Source organism: Pseudomonas sp. PS02303 (genome assembly GCF_029959925.1).
Taxonomy (GTDB): Bacteria; Pseudomonadota; Gammaproteobacteria; order Pseudomonadales; family Pseudomonadaceae; genus Aquipseudomonas; species Aquipseudomonas mandelii.
This window is the reverse complement of record NZ_JASCOM010000140.1, coordinates 1-15,698: the sequence shown is the minus strand read 5'-3', so window position 1 is coordinate 15,698 and position 15,698 is coordinate 1. Positions and strand designations below refer to the sequence as shown.

Genomic DNA, 15,698 nt, shown 5'->3' with positions numbered 1-15,698 from the left:
CGATAGCGGTGTGCCAGTTACGTTGAAGCGGGCTGAACGATCGCTATCGCGAGCAGGCTCGCTCCTACAGGGGTTGTCTGCGCGCCGACCGGAACGCGAAACATTTTCTTTCACATTGTCGTTCGGGATTTCCGTTCCTCATCCGTCCTATATAGATGCAGTCAGTCCGCGTAGGCAAAAGCCACGGACGACTTTTCATGGACCTCATCGCTGGGAAGCCCGCAGCAGAGGCCTTCCCATCGATACAAGACCTTTAATCATGTCGAAGAAATCCCGCTCCAAACTCTGGTTTCTGGTCCATAGCTGGCTGGCCTTGCCGATCTGGTTTTTCGTACTGATCGTCTGTGTCACCGGCACACTGGCGGTGGTCAGTCAGGAAATTGTCTGGCTGGCCAACCCGCAGATGCGCGCCAGCCAACCCACCGACGACGCACCGCTGCTCAGTTATGACCAGATCGTCGCCGCCATCAAGAAGGCGGAACCGAACACCCTGGTCGAGGCCATCAGCCGGCCCGACGAGTCGCACTTCGCGCTCGATGTCGATGTCAGCTACCCCGACGGGCGCTCGGTGAAGGTTTACGTCAACCCGTACAGCGGCGTGATTCAGGGCGCCGCCCCGCCATTCAATTTCCAGGCCTTCACCCGTGCATTGCATGGCTGGTGGCTGGTGCCGTTCACCAACGGTTACAGCTGGGGCTGGTACCTGGTGTCGTTCCTGAGCTTGCCTTTGCTGGCGTCTTTGGTGACCGGGCTGGTGGTCTACAAGCGCTTCTGGAAAGGTTTCTTTAGACCGACGTTACGCATCCGTCATGGCGCGCGGATTTTCTGGGGCGACTTTCACCGCCTGAGCGGCATCTGGTCGATCTGGTTCATCGCGGTGATTTCCATCACCAGCACCTGGTTCCTCATCCAGGCGTTCATGTTCGATAACCAGGTGTCGATCTCCACCGCGCCGGTGGCCTTGGTGGTTCCACGTGAGAGCGTGCCGGTGAGCACCGATGGCTCGCCAGCGCCGATGATCAGCCTGGAAGCCGCGATTGCCCAGGCCAAGGAACGCATCCCGGGTCTGGAAGACAGCTTCGTCAGCCTGCCCGCCAACGCCTATAGCTACCTCACGGTGGGCGGTCGCAGTTGGTATCCGTTGATGTTCCAGACTGCCGAGATCAACCCGTACACCGGCGATATCGCCGCCACCCGCCTGCTGTCGGACCGTTCCGGCCTGGAGCTGGTGACCGAATCCATGCGGCCGCTGCACACCGGTGATTTCGGCGGCCTCTGGATCAAGCTGATCTGGTTCTTCTTCGGTTTGATCCTGAGCATGATGGTCCTTAGCGGCCTGCTGATCTGGACCAAGCGCACCGCCCTGGCCACGGCCAATGCCCTCAAGCGCAAAGACAAACGTCCTCGCACCGCCGCTGTCGATCGCCGCGAAACCACGGAGGTCAGCCAATGAGCCTGTTCACCGCTGAAAAACCAGCCTCGAAACTGAGCCGCTTCTGGCACAAATGGCGCTTCCACATCAACGTTCTGCTGCTGCTGGTGCCACTGGGGTTCATGCCCAAATACTTTGCCGACGCGGCGCTGTTTCGCGGCGACACCGGCCTGGGTGAGCGGGAAATCGGTGAAGTGCAGGTCGGGCCCTGGAGCCTGCGCCTCGCCGAGTTGCGCAACGAAGCCCCGACCCTCGATGGCCCGGCCGGCCACATGAAGAGCTTCAACGCGGCGCTGTGCGACAGCTGCCGCGACCAGGTCAAGGCGACGTATCTGCGCATCGGCAAACCCCGCAGCCTGCGCGCCGCCGGGGTGATTTTCTTCGGCACGCCGTACCGCATGGGCGCGATGCTGCCGATCCCCGAAAAGACCAAAGCCGACGCCGAACTGTGGATCACCATGGAAGGCTGGGACGGCGCGATGCATCAAGCGTCGATCCCCCTGAGCCAGGCATCCCCCGCCACCCTCGCGTGGCTGAACAAACAAGGAGGCAAACCATGATGCTACGTTCTCTAAACGCGGTTTTACTGGTGCTCTGCGCCGGGTTCAGCGCCAGCGCCCTGGCCCACAACCCGATGTGCGAATGCAAAGCCATCGACGCCGAACAAATCAAATGCACGGGCGGTTTCTCCGACGGCAGCGGCGCACCGGGGGTGACGCTGGATGTGATCGGCTACGACGAAACCATCCTGGTACCGGGCAAGCTCGGTGCCGATTCGACCCTCACTTTCAAGAAGCCCGGTGCCGAATTCTACGTGCTGTTCGACGCAGGCCCCGGCCACGTCGTCGAGATCGACCAAGCGGACATCGAAGCCCCATGAGTACGCCTACCACGCACGTCGTCCGCCCGGCCGGTGCCGGCCATGAAACCCTGTATGTGTTGCTGTTGTGCCTGATGATCCTGGCGGTAGCCGGTTCGGTGGTCGCCTGGCGCCATGAGCCTCAGGAAGTCAGCAGCGTAGGCAGCCATCAGCTGGATGCCCGTCGCGATCTGAGCGCATCCGAGCAAGGCATCTATGCCGACCTGCGGGTGACGCTGGACGAGATTCATCTGCTGCGTCAGGAACAGCAAGCGCTGCCGACGCCCGCAACGCTTGCCGATGAAGGCTTTGCACCATTTGCCCAGGACGCCAGTTCCGTCAGCCGTGGCGGCCATGCCTGGCAGCTGCTCGACGCCAAGGCCTATTTCGGTCAAAGCCAGACGCCCGCCGTGGCCGGTTCGTTTCTGATGCGCCTGACTGCTGGCGACGATGCCCCTGACGTCTGGCTCAATCGCGACAAAGCCCTCGCGGCCCCGACCGATCTCACTGACGCCGCGCTGGAAAGCGCCGGCTGGCAGCAGATCGTCGCGCAATTCGATGCCGGCGTGACCCGCCAGCACCGGCACTGAACCCTCGCCTTCACCCGAGAGAAGACCGCTTTCCCATGCCTATTTCATCTCAACGCTCATTCCTGCGCCCGCTGCTGGTCGGCCTGCTTGCCTTATTGCTGACGCCACTGGTCAGCGCCGAGGATGCCAAACGCCTGCGCATCGGCATTACCCTGCACCCTTATTACAGCTACGTGGCCAACATTGTCGGTGACAAGGCCGAAGTGGTGCCGCTGATCCCGGCCGGTTTCAACCCGCACGCCTATGAGCCCCGCGCCGAAGACATCAAGCGCATCAGCGGGCTCGATGTGGTCGTACTCAATGGCGTCGGTCATGACGACTTCGCCGACCGCATGATCGCCGCCAGCGAAACGCCGAACGTCCCGGTGATCGAAGCCAACGAAAACGTGCCGCTGCTGGCGGCCACTGGCACCGCCGCACGCGGGGCCGGCAAGGTGGTGAACCCGCACACCTTCCTGTCGATCAGCGCCTCCATTGCCCAGGTCAACAACATTGCCCGGGAACTGGGCAAGCTCGACCCGGCTAATGCCAAGACCTACACCCAGAACGCCCGCGCCTACGGCAAGCGCCTGCGGCAAATGCGCGCCGACGCCCTGGCGAAACTGACCCAGGCACCGAACGCCGAACTGCGAGTGGCCACGGTGCACGCGGCTTATGACTACCTGCTGCGCGAATTCGGCCTCGAAGTGACCGCCGTGGTCGAGCCGGCCCACGGCATCGAGCCGAGCCCAAGCCAGCTGAAAAAGACCATCGATCAACTGCGGGAACTGGACGTGAAGGTGATCTTCTCCGAGATGGATTTCCCGTCCAGCTACGTCGACACCATCCAGCGTGAGTCCGGGGTGAAGCTGTACCCGCTGTCGCACATTTCCTATGGCGAATACACCGCCGACAAGTACGAAAAGGAAATGACCGGCAACCTCAACACCGTGGTTCGGGCGATTCAGGAGTCGGGGAAATGACGGCGAAAGAAACCATCAGCGAGTCGCCTGTGGCTGTGGGAGCGACCACGCCCGCGAAGGTGTCCAGTCATTCGACATCATCGCTAAATGACCCACCGCAATCGCGAGCAGGTCGAATCGTCGCGCCGTCACTCCCACAGGTTTCGGGGCCGACGCTGGATTTTGCGCAGGTCAGTTTGACGCTGGGGCGCACGACGATCCTCGACAACGTGACCTTCCAGGTCCAGCCCGGCAGCGTGCATGCGCTGGTCGGCCCGAACGGTGGCGGCAAGAGCTCGCTGATCAAGACTCTGCTCGGACAGATGCCACATCAAGGTCGCTTGAGCCTGCAATGGCCGGGCACACCGGGGACCATCGGTTATGTGCCTCAGGCGCTGGAATTCGACCGCGGCCTGCCCATGACCGTCGACGATTTCATGGCTGCGATGTGTCAGCGTCGTCCGGCGTTCCTCGGTTTGAGCAAGCATTACGCAGCCGCGATTGGTGAAGCGCTGGAACGGGTCGGCCTGCAGGACAAGCGCAAGCGGCGCATGGGCGCGTTGTCCGGTGGGGAGCGTCAGCGCGTGTTGCTCGCTCAAGGGTTGATCCCGGCGCCGCAGTTGCTGGTGCTCGACGAGCCGATGTCGGCCCTCGACGAGGCCGGTATCCAGGTGTTCGAGCGATTGCTCGGCGACTGGCGCCAGAGCGGCATCACCGTGTTATGGATCGAGCATGATCTGGAAGCCGTCGGGCGTCTGGCCGACCGGGTGACCGGACTCAATCGCCGGGTGCTGTTCGATGCCACGCCGAAACAGGCGCTGACCCCGGAACGCCTGCTGACCCTGTTCTCGACCCATCCACGGAGCGCTGCCTGATGAGTTATGAAGCCTTTCGCTTGATGGTTCAGGGTTGGGCGTCTTCGGGTTATCTGCCTGAAGCGCTGGCCTATGGTTTTGTGGTCAACGCCCTGCTCGCCGGTTTACTGATCGGCCCGGTGCTGGGCGGTCTGGGCACGCTGGTGGTGGTCAAGCGCTTCGCGTTTTTCTCCGAAGCGGTGGGTCACGCGGCATTGACCGGCGTGGCCGTCGGCATCCTGCTCGGCGAACCTTACACCGGGCCTTACGGCAGCCTGTTCGGTTACTGCCTGCTGTTCGGCATCCTGCTCAACTACCTGCGCAACCGCACCGGGCTGGCGCCGGATACGTTGATCGGTGTGTTCCTCTCGGTGTCGTTGGCCCTGGGCGCGAGCCTGCTGCTGATCCTGGCGGGCAAGATCAACGTGCACATCCTCGAAAACGTGCTGTTCGGTTCGGTGCTGACGGTCAACGGTAACGATCTGCTGGTGCTGGCCATCGTCGGTTCGCTGGTCATGGCGCTGGCCTTGCCGCTGTACAACCGCATCATGCTGGCCAGTTTCAACCCGCAGCTGGCGGCGGTTCGTGGTGTGGCGGTGAAGACCCTGGATTATCTGTTTGTGATTCTGGTGACCATGATCACCGTGGCCGCAGTGAAAGTCATCGGCGCGATTCTGGTCGGTGCGCTGCTGGTGATTCCCGCCGCAGCGGCACGCTTGCTCAGCCAGTCGCTGAAGGGTTTCTTCTGGTGCTCGGTGCTGATCGCCACAGTCAGCACGCTGTGCGGGATCCTCGCGCCGATCGTCTTCGACCTGCCCATTCCGTCCGGTGCCGCGATCATTCTGGTCGCCGGTATCGCCTTCGCCCTCGCCGCCATCGCCCGCGGCGTTGTCCCAAGCCTGAAAGGGAATATCGGATAAATGTCTTTTTCTCTGCGTCAACTGACCCTGGCCGTCGCTCTGTGCGGGCTGGTCACTACCCCCTTTGCAGCGGACACAAAACCCCTGCGCGTGCTGGCGTCCTTGCCGATCACTTACGGGCTGGGTGAGGTCTTGCTCAAGGGCACCGACGTCACCCTTGAACGTGCTGCGCCGGCGAACCTGCCGGGCAGCCGTCAGACCGCGTACTTCACCGGTCGTGGCGCTCCGGCGCTGGCCAGACTGGCGACCGACGCCGATGCGGTGATCGGTCTGCGCTCACTGTGGGCAGACGATCCGCTGTACCCGATTGCCCGGCGCAGCAACATTCGTATCGTCGAAGTCGACGCCGCCCGCCCGGTGGACGGCGCCCTGCCCGGCATCGCCGTGCAGCCGGGCAATAAGGTCGACGGCTTGAACAGCCAGCCGTGGCTTTCCAGCAACAACATGGGGCGGATGGCGGATGTGATGGCGGCGGACCTGGTGCGCCTGGCGCCCGAGGCCAAGCCTGCGATCGAGGCTAACCTGGCGGCACTGAAACAGCGCTTGCTCAAGCTCAGCGCGGACAGCGAAGCGCGATTGGCCAGTGCCGATAACCTCACTGTAATGAGCCTGAGCGATCACTTCGGCTACTTGATCGGCGGGTTGAACCTGGAGCTGATCGGCCTCGATGCACGGCCGGACGCCGAGTGGACACCTGAAGCACTCAAGCAATTGGGCGCGACGCTGAAGGACAATGATGTGGCGGTGGTGTTGCATCATCGCCAGCCGTCTGAGGCGGTGAAAGCGGTGATCGCAGAGGCAGGCAGTCGGCTGGTGGTGTTGAGTGTCGACGCGGCGGAACCGGTGGCTGAGCTGGAAGGGAATGTGGATCGGGTGATCAAGGGGTTGAGCGGGGTTTAACGTCAGTGAGTCCACGTTATCGTTCATCGCGAGCAGGCTCGCGCCCACAGGGGATTTGTGTCACGCCATAGATCCAATGTAGGAGCGAGCCTGCTCGCGAAGGCGGCCTGACAGGCGAGACACATTCCAGACATGAAAAAGCCCGCTGACTGTCACCAGTCCAGCGGGCTTCCTTTTGCGTCGTGCCTTAGTTAGCCACTGCCGCCTGCTCGTCCATCTTCTGACGCAAGCTCAACGGGCGCATGTCGGTCCAGGTTTCTTCGATGTAGGCCAGGCATTCCTTTTTCAGGCCGCTCTTGCCCACGGTGCGCCAGCCGGCAGGCACCGCTTTGTAGTCGGGCCAGATCGAGTATTGCTCTTCGTGGTTGACCACGACCTGAAAGAGGATGTCCTCGCGGTCGAATACTGACGTCATGCTGTGTCTCCATCGCTGTAGGGTGGGCTGCGCGGCGTGCGCAGCCGGTATGTAGAAGGAACGTTGCGCGGCGCGAAAAATTTAGAGGCTGGCGGTGGCTGCGGCCATGGCCCGGCCGAAAATCTCGGCCACCCGATCGATTTCCGCGGAGGTAATCACCAGCGGCGGCAGGAAACGCACCACGCCGCCGTGACGCCCACCCAGCTCAAGAATCAGCCCGCGCTTGAGGCATTCACGCTGCACCAGCGGCGCCAGGCGACCGAAGATCGGCGGATGCCCCAATGCATCGGGCGCACCCGTCGGATCGACCAGCTCAACGCCGAGCATCAAGCCGCGCCCGCGAATGTCGCCCAATTGCGGGAAGTCCCGCTGCAGAATGCGCAGGTGCTCGCTCAGGCGCTCGCCCATGGCGGCAGCGTGCTCGCAGACCTTGTGTTCGGTCAGGTAACGCATCACCGCAGAACCCGCCGCCATGGCCATCTGATTACCGCGGAAAGTCCCGGCATGAGCGCCCGGCAGCCAGGTGTCGAGCCAGTCGCGGTAAACCACGACGGCGAGTGGCAGACTGCCGCCGATGGCTTTGGACATGACCACCACGTCCGGAATGATCCCCGCGTGCTCGAAGGCGAACATCTTGCCGGTGCGAGCGAAACCGCTCTGGATTTCATCGACGATCAGCGCCACGCCGGCCTGTTCGGTGATGCGCCGCAGGCCGCGCAGCCAATCGAGATCGGCCGGGATCACCCCGCCCTCGCCCTGCACCGCTTCGACGATCACCGCCGCCGGCAATTGCACGCCGGCCTCTGGATCATTGAGCAGGTTTTCCAGGTAGCTCAGGTTGACCTTCACCCCTTGCGCACCGCCGAGGCCGAACGGGCAGCGGTAGTCGTAGGGATACGGCATGAACTGCACGCCGTTGCTGAGCAAGGCGCCCAGCGGCTTTTTCGGCCCCAGGCTGCCCATCAGGCTCAGCGCGCCCTGGCTCATGCCGTGATAACCGCCCTGGAATGACAACACGGTGCTGCGTCCGGTGGCGGTGCGCACCAGTTTCAGCGCGGCTTCCACCGCGTCGGTGCCGGTGGGGCCGCAGAACTGGATCTTGGCTTCAGCAGCCAACGCCGCCGGCAGCAAACCGAACAGGTCCTGGACGAATTGATCCTTGACCGGCGTGGTCAGGTCGAGGGTGTGCAGCGGCAACTCATCGCTCAGCACTTGCTGGATCGCTTCGATCACCACCGCATGGTTATGCCCCAGGGCCAATGTCCCGGCACCCGCCAGGCAGTCGATGAAACGGCGGCCTTCGACGTCTTCGACATAAATGCCCTTGGCGCGCTTGAGCGCCAGGGGAATGCGTCGCGGGTAACTGCGGGCATTCGATTCCTGCTGGTTTTGACGGGCCAGCAACGGCGATTCATTGAACTGATACAGCGTCTCGACCGGCGCCGGAGCGATCCGGGCCGACTGATCTTCCATAAGGCTGGTAGCGACTGACATCTCTCGACCCCTCAATAAGGTTTTCCTGTTCTGGAAACGCATCAGGGCGCCGAGGATTTAGACCCTCGATCAGCTTTCTATGAAGGCGGTGTCAGTGCCTTATGCATTGGAATGGCATGGAGCCCGGCCACGATGAAGATTTCAGCGCAGGGCCGGTACCCCAAATGGCGATAAAAAGCCTCGCTGGTGCGGGTGCTGTTGAGGCGAGCCTGGCCCAGTCCCTGATTGATCAACCAGCCTTCGAGGTCGTGAACCAGCGCCTCTCCGGCACCGCGACGAAACCATTCCGGCTGCACATAGCAGAACGCGACCTTGCCACTGATCGCCGCCATGGCGACACCGACCGGTTTGTCCTGCAACAGGGCGATGTTCAGGTACAACCGTTGGTCGGTCAGCCACGGTTGCACGTGCTCGATGGTTTTGTTGTGGGTCCAGGTGGCGACGGTTCTCGGGTCGTTGCGATGGTCGAGCGCGCAGCCGACACGAATGGAGCGCTCGACGATCCGACTGATGATGCCGGCGTCGGCGGGGGTTGCCTTGCAGATGTGAATCGATGCATCCATGGCGCTGTTACCTCAATCCATTGAGAAAAAGCTGCCGGGGACGATAGCGCTGTGGCGAGTCGCTGACTAATGGAGAGAAGTTACATTTGATGTGCAACACAGCCTCCCTTGTGGGAGTGAGCCTGCTCGCGATGGCGGTGTAACAGTCAACATGGATGTTGGATGTTATGGCCTCATCGCGAGCAGGCTCACGCCCACAGGGAAAGGTTGCGGTGTTGGTTAGAGGGGTTGCAATGGCATGGTCAATTCAACCCGCAACCCATCCGGCCGGCTGTCGAAATGCAGGGTGCAACCGCACCGCTGAACAATCGCCTGGACAATCGCCAGGCCCAATCCGCAGCCGGTGCTCTGGCCGTTGCGCCAGAAACGTTGGGTCAGGTGTTGCAGGTCATCATCGGCAATGCCCGGGCCGTGGTCGCGGACCAGAAAGCGTGCGCGACTGCCAGTGGTTTCCAGGCTCAGTTCCACCGATCCGTCGCCCGGGGTATGGCGCAGGGCGTTGTCCAGCAAATTGCGCAATGCGGCGATCGACAGCACCGCGGGCATCTGCACCGGGGCATCGGAGAACTTCGCTGGCATGTGCAGCTTGATCCGCCGACGATCACCGCTGGCCGCATCCTGAATCGCCAGTTTCGCCACCTGTTCGGCGCTGCATTGCACCCCGTCGTCGAACGACAGACTGCCCTCGACCCGCGCCAGCAGCAGCAATTGCTCCAGCGTGCGGTGCATGCGGTCGGCGCCCTCTTCTGCCCGTGCCAGGGACTGATCCCGGGCCGCGCCATCAGTCATGCGCGCCACTTGCAGATGGGTTTTGATTGCGGTCAGGGGGCTGCGTAATTCGTGGGCCGCGTCGCCGGTCAGGCGGCGTTCGCGCTCGATGGTCTTGCCGATGCGCTGGAACAGCTGATTCTGGGTGTCCAGCAACGGTTGAAGCTCGCTGGGCAGCGGCTGGATCTGCAAGGGTTCGAGCGAATCGGCGCTGCGGCGCATCAAGGCATCGCGCATCCGGTTGAGCGGCGCCAGCCCCTGGCCAATCCCCAGCCACAACAGGCACAGGCAGCCAAGCAACGCCACGCCCACCGGCACCGAAGCGGCCAGCAGGATCGACATGTTCAGCGCCTCACGCTCGATCTGCCGATCCGCCGTGGTAATGCGCAGATCACCGCGAGCCAGGGTGAAGCTGCGCCACGGCGCGCCGTCGATCATCTGATCGTGGAAGCCCATTTTCTCGGCTTCCAGGGTTTGTTGCGGATCGGTGTGACTGCGGGCGAGGATTTCGCCGCGCAACGAGCTGACCTGACAGGCCATGCCACCCGGAATATTCAGTTGTTCCGCGCTGAAATGGGTGCCCTCGCCCTTGCTCGGCAACGCGGGCAATTGTTCCATCAGGCCGGCGACCATGCGCGCCGATGCCACCAACCGCTGGTCGAGGGAAAACATCATTTGGTTGCGCAGGTCGCTGAGCATCCAGGCCGCCGCCAGGGCCCAGATCAGCGCAAAAGCGGCGCCGAGCGTCAGGCTCAGGCGCAAACGCAGGCTCATCACTTTTTCATTTCCTCTCCACCATCGGCGGGCCCCAGGCGATAACCCAGGCCGCGCACGGTCTCGACAATGCCATTGCCGAGTTTGCGCCGCAGGTGATGGATATGCACGTTGAGGGCGTTGCTTTCCAGTTCGTCATTGAAACCGTAGACGCTGTCCTTCAATTGTTCGGTGGACAGCACTCGGCCACGGTTATGCAGCAAGGCTTGCAACAGCGACTGTTCACGCCGCGAAAGGTCGACGGACTGGCCGCCGAGCATGGTTTCCCGGCTGCTCGGGTCGTAGGTCAGACGGCCGTGTTCGATCAGGTTGACGCTGCGCCCCGCCACGCGTCGCAACAAGGTGTGCAGACGGGCTGCGAGTTCACGCAGGTCGAACGGTTTGAGCAGGTAATCGTCGGCGCCGGCCTGCAAGCCATCGACGCGGTCAGTGACCGAGTCCCGCGCCGTCAGGATCAGCACCGGAATCTCAAGGCCACTGTGGCGCAACTGCTGCAACAACTTCAGGCCGTCCTCATCGGGAAGACCAAGGTCGAGCACCATGACGTCGAACTCAGCCACCTTGAGCATCGCCCGGGCAGCCGATGCCGTGGCGACGTGCTCCACCGTCAGGCCCTGTGCGGTGAGGCCGGCGACAATGCCGCTGGCGATCAGCTCATCATCTTCACAAACCAGTACGTGCATGGGCGCTCCATGAGTAAAAACGCGAGTCAAGCAGATGTGGATTAAGGCGCAATTATGTCAATTGCGAGGGATGACGAATAGCCCGGCTTTCTGTCACCCAACCAAATCAAACTTACTCATTCACCTTAGTTGCAAAGCGACACAAACAACCTCAAAAAAAACTCTTATTGATTTTCGTAAAGCGATAAGCTCAACCCGCAACTAATTCACAACACCAAAACATGACAACCCGACCACAAACCTGCTCTTGAACAACCAACAAACGTTTAACTATTGAAAGGAACAACAACATGCCAATCTTGAAAAACTTTGTCACCGTCGACTGGCGCTCTGGCAAAGATGGAATTCATTTCTTCTTCAAAGACATAAATAAATACTCTCGATACAGCCTTGGCGACAGGCAAGTTCCAAAGGGATACCCGAGCGATATTTCATACGGCAACTGGAATGACTTCCACTCCCATGCCAAAAACCTACGCTTTGGCTTAACCACCACTGATCTGATCAATGAATCTGAAGGTTATGACTCTGACGCAACATGGTTGTTTTTTTACGAAGGCACTACACCGACCGTCTGCAAGTATAATCAAGACACCGATAGAGTCAGTTATATAAAGCCTGTGGAAAATACTGGATGGGCTCCCATTCTTCCTTATTTCGATCGTATCATCGCAGTCACATGGTGGACTCTAAACGAAACGGGCCACATATTTAAGTTCATCATGAGCGACGGAAAGCACTTCCAATTCAACTACAAAAGCAACTATTACAATCAACCCTCCATCTCCCCGACCGTCTGGAGCGGACTGTCCCCCTACCTCGACCGAATTATTACCGGCGTGCAAAAAGACAGTAATAGTGACGACAATTATTTCTACATCTTCCTGACTGGCAACGAATACATCATCTACAACCTGCAAATGAATCGTATGCATTCTGGCCCGCACCCGGTGAATGAGGTGAATTGGCCCGGATTGCTACGAGACTGAGAATCTGTCGACTCGCGGTTAATCATCGGTTAATCGCCGCCTCCCATTGTGCACCTCACTTGCACAGGGATAAGGCTTACCCATGCGTCGACTGTTTCTTCTTTTTGTTCTCTTGATCTCGGGTGTGGCCCAGGCAGGGACCAATCCGTTCGATACCAAACCTGAATTTTTACCGGTGGAAAAGGCCTTTGTCTTTACTTCCGAGCGCCTTGAATCGGGTGAAACACAGCTCTTTTGGCAAATTACCGACGGCTATTACCTTTACCAGAAACGTCTGAAATTCGAGGGGTTGCCCTCGCAGCAACAGCCGCCATTACCCGAAGGTGAAGCGCACAGTGATGAGTTCTTCGGCGAACAACCGGTGTATCGCCAAGGCCTGGAACTGAAGATTCCGGCGGGCGCCACCGGTCAGATCAAGGTGGGCTTCCAGGGGTGTGCGGATGCCGGATTGTGCTATCCGCCGCAAACCCAGGTCGTGGACCTGGGTGGCAACGTTGCGGGCGCAACCAACGAAGCACCGGATCAGGCCCTGGCCAGCGGCCTGCAACAACGGGCGCTGGGCTGGAGCTTGCTGGTGTTCTTCGGTCTGGGCCTGCTGCTGGCCTTCACTCCTTGCTCGTTGCCGATGCTGCCGATACTGGCCGGGTTGATCGTCGGCAGCGGCGCCACGCCCAAACGCGGTTTCGCCCTGGCGACCAGCTACGTGGTGAGCATGGCGCTGGTGTATGCGGCGATGGGTGTGCTGGCCGCGCTGCTTGGTGCGAACCTTCAGGCGCTGTTGCAGAACCCCTGGCTGCTGGGCAGCTTCGCGGCGATATTTGTCCTGCTGGCGTTGCCGATGTTCGGTTTCTTCGAGCTGCAACTGCCGGTGGCGGTGCGTGATCGGCTGGAAAATGTGTCGCGCAATCAGCGTGGCGGCAGTCTGATCGGTGCCGGTGTGCTCGGGGCCTTGTCGGGGCTGCTGGTCGGCCCGTGCATGACCGCGCCATTGGCCGGCGCCCTGCTCTACATCGCACAAAGCGGTAATGCGCTGCATGGCGGGCTGATTCTGTTCGCAATGGGCATCGGCATCGGTGTGCCGCTGTTGTTGCTGGTGACCGTGGGCAATCGCTTCCTGCCCAAACCCGGCGCCTGGATGAACCTGCTCAAAGGCGTGTTCGGTTTCCTGTTCCTCGCCACCGCCCTGCTGATGCTGCGCCCGGTGCTGGATCAATCGCTGTGGATCGGTTTGTGTGGCGCCTTGCTGCTGATTGCCGCCTATAGCGCCTGGAAACAGTCGGAAGGTTTTGGCCGCGTCGCCCATCTGTTCGGCGCCAGTGCGCTGTTGCTCGGGATGTGGGGCGGTCTGCTGATGATCGGGGCCGCCGGGGGCAGTGATGACTTGCTCAAACCGTTGCAGGTCTACAGCGCTTCCGCCTCTTCCGGCAATGCCGCTCGCCCGACCGGCCATGAGGCCTTCACCACGATCAACAATCCGCAAGCGCTGCAACAGGAACTGGACGCCGCCCAGGCCCAGGGCCAATGGGTGCTGCTGGACTACTACGCCGACTGGTGTGTGTCGTGCAAAGTCATGGAAAAACAGGTCTTCGGCAAAGCCCATGTAATGGCAGCGCTGAGCGATGTGCGCTTGCTACGGCTGGACGTCACCGCCGACAATGCCGACAGCCGCGAACTGCTCGGCCGTTATAAAGTGCCGGGGCCACCGAGTTTTCTGTGGATCGGCGCAGACGGCCAGGAGCGCCGCAGTCAGCGCATCACCGGCGAGGTCGATGCCGACACCTTCCTGCAACGCTGGACCACCACCCGAGACGCCCGTTAATGCTGACCTTTACCCTCGGCACTTTTGCCATCGCGCTTAACCATCTGCTGCTGATCAGTGCCCTGGCGCTGGCGACGTTTGTCGGCTGGCGGGTGGCCAAGCGCGGTGGAGAGAACCCCGAGTCGGCGCTGTTCAGCCTTTTTTTGCTGGGCATGCTGGCGGCACGGGTCGGGTTCGTCGGCGCCTACTGGGCCCACTATCGCAACGATCCGTGGCAGATCATCGACCTGCGCGATGGCGGTTTCCTCGCCTGGCCCGGAGTGATTGTGCTGCTGCTCACCGCGCTGTATCGCGGTTGGCGCCGGCCGGGTCTGCGCCGCCCGCTGGGGTTTGGCGTGGCCAGCGGGTTGGCATTCTGGCTGCTGGCGACTTTCTCTCTGAGTATTTACGAACAAGGCACGCGCCTGCCGGAAATCGCCCTGCGCAACGCCGCCGGCGAAACCGTGCAACTGGCGGACTACAAGGGTGGACCGCTGGTCATCAATCTCTGGGCCACCTGGTGCCCGCCGTGCCGCCGGGAAATGCCGGTGCTGGAAAACGCCCAGCAACAGCGCCCGGACCTGACCTTCCTGTTCGTCAATCAGGCCGAAAGCATGCAAAGCGTCAGCACCTTCCTCGAAACCCAAGGCCTGAGCCTGACCAACGTGCTGTTCGACGGCAGCGGTCGACTGGGTCAGGCCGTGGGTTCCATGGCATTGCCGACTACGCTGTTCTATAGCCCCGACGGTCGATTGCTGGGCAGCCATTTGGGTGAACTCTCGGATGCCAGCCTGGCCCGCGCCCTGGAAAACTTCGACACCCCTTCTCCTGCCGTACCGGCCACCTCTTCAAGGAAACTGCCATGCCCCGCCTCCGCCACCTGCTGACGCTGACTCTGGGCGCAGCGCTGCTGCACCTGCCGTCGGTGCAGGCCGCCGAAGAATTGCCTGAAGCGATCAAGAAGATCGAAGCCAAGGGCGCGAAAATCGTCGGTCAGTTCGACGCACCCGATGGGCTGCGCGGTTACGCCGCCCAGTACCAGAACCGCGGTATCGCGCTGTACCTGACCCCGGACGGCAAGCATGTACTGCTGGGCAATCTGTACGACGCCGAGGGCAACGACCTGAGCAGTGCACCGTTGCAGAAACTGGTCTACGCGCCGATGTCCAAGGAAGTCTGGGCCAAGATGGAAGCCAGCAACTGGATCGCCGACGGCAAAAAAGATGCGCCACGCATCGTGTACTTGTTCAGCGACCCGAACTGCCCCTACTGCAACATGTTCTGGGAACAGGCTCGGCCGTGGGTCAATGCCGGCAAAGTGCAGCTGCGGCACATCATGGTCGGGATCATTCGCGAAGACAGCCCGGGCAAATCCGCCGCGCTGCTGGCCGCCAAGGACCCGAGCAAGGCGCTGGAAGATCACGAAAAATCCGGCAAGGGCAGTTCGCTGAAAGCCCTGAAGGACGTGCCGCCAGCGATTCAGGCGAAATTGGCGGCGAACATGCAGTTGATGGAAGACCTGGAACTGCAGGCCACCCCGGCGATTTTCTACATGGACGACAAGGGCGAGCTGCAACAGCAGCAAGGCGCGCCTTCGCCGGACAAGTTGATGAAAATTCTCGGGCCCAAGTAGTTTGCTGCAGAGACTTGGTGACCACACCGGCCCCATCGCGAGCAGGCTCGCTCCCACATTTGAATGCATTCCCCCTGTGGGAGCG

17 protein-coding genes are annotated in these 15,698 nt (G+C 61.4%); 12 read left to right on the top strand and 5 right to left on the bottom strand.

All coding sequences use genetic code 11. The features are described 5' to 3' along the window. Positions 1-259: 259 nt before the first annotated feature. From QMX98_RS23680 to QMX98_RS23645, 8 genes are read left to right on the top strand one after another with little or no spacing between them, the layout of a single operon-like run. On the top strand, positions 260-1,453 hold the full coding sequence (locus QMX98_RS23680; protein WP_010461167.1) for a PepSY domain-containing protein: 1,194 nt from the start codon (positions 260-262) through the stop codon (positions 1,451-1,453). Further along, positions 1,450-1,992 (top strand): hypothetical protein, encoded by a 543-nt coding sequence (locus QMX98_RS23675; RefSeq protein ID WP_010461169.1) that lies wholly within the window; start codon positions 1,450-1,452, stop codon positions 1,990-1,992. Before QMX98_RS23680 ends, QMX98_RS23675 begins: the two co-directional genes overlap by 4 nt. Next, positions 1,989-2,312, top strand: coding sequence for a hypothetical protein (locus tag QMX98_RS23670; protein WP_010461170.1), 324 nt, complete (start codon positions 1,989-1,991; stop codon positions 2,310-2,312). The genes QMX98_RS23675 and QMX98_RS23670 overlap by 4 nt, the downstream gene beginning before the upstream one ends. After that, positions 2,309-2,881 carry a DUF6162 family protein gene (locus QMX98_RS23665; protein ID WP_154503909.1) on the top strand — a complete coding sequence of 191 codons (573 nt, stop codon included), beginning with the start codon at positions 2,309-2,311 and terminating at the stop codon, positions 2,879-2,881. The genes QMX98_RS23670 and QMX98_RS23665 overlap by 4 nt, the downstream gene beginning before the upstream one ends. 35 nt (positions 2,882-2,916) lie before the next feature. Further along, complete coding sequence (locus tag QMX98_RS23660) at positions 2,917-3,843, top strand: metal ABC transporter substrate-binding protein (RefSeq protein ID WP_282411462.1); 927 nt, start codon at positions 2,917-2,919, stop codon at positions 3,841-3,843. Further along, entirely contained in the window at positions 3,840-4,697 is an 858-nt protein-coding gene (locus QMX98_RS23655) for a metal ABC transporter ATP-binding protein (protein ID WP_083374680.1), read from the top strand. Before QMX98_RS23660 ends, QMX98_RS23655 begins: the two co-directional genes overlap by 4 nt. Further along, entirely contained in the window at positions 4,697-5,596 is a 900-nt protein-coding gene (locus QMX98_RS23650; protein WP_282411461.1) for a metal ABC transporter permease, read from the top strand. Before QMX98_RS23655 ends, QMX98_RS23650 begins: the two co-directional genes overlap by 1 nt. Beyond that, positions 5,597-6,496, top strand: coding sequence for a zinc ABC transporter substrate-binding protein (locus tag QMX98_RS23645; protein ID WP_282411460.1), 900 nt, complete (start codon positions 5,597-5,599; stop codon positions 6,494-6,496). It begins immediately after the preceding gene. A gap of 187 nt (positions 6,497-6,683) precedes the next feature. On the opposite strand, the gene QMX98_RS23640 is transcribed toward QMX98_RS23645, so the two are convergent. From QMX98_RS23640 to QMX98_RS23620, 5 genes are all read right to left on the bottom strand, one after another. Next, positions 6,684-6,911 carry an MbtH family protein gene (locus QMX98_RS23640; protein WP_010461182.1) on the bottom strand — a complete coding sequence of 76 codons (228 nt, stop codon included), beginning with the start codon at positions 6,909-6,911 and terminating at the stop codon, positions 6,684-6,686. Between the two features lie 81 nt (positions 6,912-6,992). After that, positions 6,993-8,405, bottom strand: coding sequence for an aspartate aminotransferase family protein (locus tag QMX98_RS23635; protein ID WP_010461185.1), 1,413 nt, complete (start codon positions 8,403-8,405; stop codon positions 6,993-6,995). 77 nt (positions 8,406-8,482) lie between these two features. Continuing rightward, positions 8,483-8,968, bottom strand: a complete 486-nt coding sequence (locus tag QMX98_RS23630; RefSeq protein ID WP_010461187.1) for a GNAT family N-acetyltransferase — start codon at positions 8,966-8,968, stop codon at positions 8,483-8,485. A 219-nt stretch (positions 8,969-9,187) separates the two neighbouring features. Continuing rightward, positions 9,188-10,513: an ATP-binding protein gene (locus tag QMX98_RS23625; RefSeq protein ID WP_077747886.1), complete on the bottom strand. Its 1,326-nt coding sequence runs from the start codon at positions 10,511-10,513 to the stop codon at positions 9,188-9,190. After that, the gene (locus QMX98_RS23620; RefSeq protein ID WP_010461191.1) at positions 10,510-11,193 is read right to left on the bottom strand and encodes a response regulator; all 684 of its coding nucleotides are present in this window, start codon (positions 11,191-11,193) and stop codon (positions 10,510-10,512) included. Before QMX98_RS23620 ends, QMX98_RS23625 begins: the two co-directional genes overlap by 4 nt. A 290-nt stretch (positions 11,194-11,483) precedes the next feature. Between QMX98_RS23620 and QMX98_RS23615 the strand changes: the two genes are divergently transcribed. The 4 genes from QMX98_RS23615 (at position 11,484) to dsbG (ending at position 15,613) form a co-directional block, all read left to right on the top strand. Further along, positions 11,484-12,182: a hypothetical protein gene (locus tag QMX98_RS23615; RefSeq protein ID WP_102594881.1), complete on the top strand. Its 699-nt coding sequence runs from the start codon at positions 11,484-11,486 to the stop codon at positions 12,180-12,182. Positions 12,183-12,264: 82 nt separating this feature from the next. Next, on the top strand, positions 12,265-14,001 hold the full coding sequence (gene dsbD / locus QMX98_RS23610) for a protein-disulfide reductase DsbD (protein WP_221108830.1): 1,737 nt from the start codon (positions 12,265-12,267) through the stop codon (positions 13,999-14,001). Next, the gene (locus QMX98_RS23605) at positions 14,001-14,867 is read left to right on the top strand and encodes a TlpA disulfide reductase family protein (protein ID WP_077747889.1); all 867 of its coding nucleotides are present in this window, start codon (positions 14,001-14,003) and stop codon (positions 14,865-14,867) included. The genes dsbD and QMX98_RS23605 overlap by 1 nt, the downstream gene beginning before the upstream one ends. Further along, on the top strand, positions 14,843-15,613 hold the full coding sequence (gene dsbG, locus QMX98_RS23600; protein ID WP_010461199.1) for a thiol:disulfide interchange protein DsbG: 771 nt from the start codon (positions 14,843-14,845) through the stop codon (positions 15,611-15,613). The genes QMX98_RS23605 and dsbG overlap by 25 nt, the downstream gene beginning before the upstream one ends. The last annotated feature ends 85 nt before the right edge of the window (positions 15,614-15,698 follow it).

What these genes read in the sequence shown, in the direction of transcription:
- QMX98_RS23615 (WP_102594881.1), top strand. Translation starts at nt 11,484, where the DNA reads ATGCCAATCTTGAAAAACTTTGTCACCGTCGACTGGCGCTCTGGCAAA.
- QMX98_RS23645 (WP_282411460.1), top strand. Translation starts at nt 5,597, where the DNA reads ATGTCTTTTTCTCTGCGTCAACTGACCCTGGCCGTCGCTCTGTGCGGG.
- QMX98_RS23635 (WP_010461185.1), bottom strand. Translation starts at nt 8,405, where the DNA reads ATGTCAGTCGCTACCAGCCTTATGGAAGATCAGTCGGCCCGGATCGCT.
- QMX98_RS23670 (WP_010461170.1), top strand. Translation starts at nt 1,989, where the DNA reads ATGATGCTACGTTCTCTAAACGCGGTTTTACTGGTGCTCTGCGCCGGG.
- dsbD (WP_221108830.1), top strand. Translation starts at nt 12,265, where the DNA reads ATGCGTCGACTGTTTCTTCTTTTTGTTCTCTTGATCTCGGGTGTGGCC.
- QMX98_RS23630 (WP_010461187.1), bottom strand. Translation starts at nt 8,968, where the DNA reads ATGGATGCATCGATTCACATCTGCAAGGCAACCCCCGCCGACGCCGGC.
- QMX98_RS23655 (WP_083374680.1), top strand. Translation starts at nt 3,840, where the DNA reads ATGACGGCGAAAGAAACCATCAGCGAGTCGCCTGTGGCTGTGGGAGCG.
- dsbG (WP_010461199.1), top strand. Translation starts at nt 14,843, where the DNA reads ATGCCCCGCCTCCGCCACCTGCTGACGCTGACTCTGGGCGCAGCGCTG.
- QMX98_RS23650 (WP_282411461.1), top strand. Translation starts at nt 4,697, where the DNA reads ATGAGTTATGAAGCCTTTCGCTTGATGGTTCAGGGTTGGGCGTCTTCG.
- QMX98_RS23620 (WP_010461191.1), bottom strand. Translation starts at nt 11,193, where the DNA reads ATGCACGTACTGGTTTGTGAAGATGATGAGCTGATCGCCAGCGGCATT.
- QMX98_RS23675 (WP_010461169.1), top strand. Translation starts at nt 1,450, where the DNA reads ATGAGCCTGTTCACCGCTGAAAAACCAGCCTCGAAACTGAGCCGCTTC.
- QMX98_RS23665 (WP_154503909.1), top strand. Translation starts at nt 2,309, where the DNA reads ATGAGTACGCCTACCACGCACGTCGTCCGCCCGGCCGGTGCCGGCCAT.
- QMX98_RS23660 (WP_282411462.1), top strand. Translation starts at nt 2,917, where the DNA reads ATGCCTATTTCATCTCAACGCTCATTCCTGCGCCCGCTGCTGGTCGGC.
- QMX98_RS23680 (WP_010461167.1), top strand. Translation starts at nt 260, where the DNA reads ATGTCGAAGAAATCCCGCTCCAAACTCTGGTTTCTGGTCCATAGCTGG.
- QMX98_RS23605 (WP_077747889.1), top strand. Translation starts at nt 14,001, where the DNA reads ATGCTGACCTTTACCCTCGGCACTTTTGCCATCGCGCTTAACCATCTG.
- QMX98_RS23640 (WP_010461182.1), bottom strand. Translation starts at nt 6,911, where the DNA reads ATGACGTCAGTATTCGACCGCGAGGACATCCTCTTTCAGGTCGTGGTC.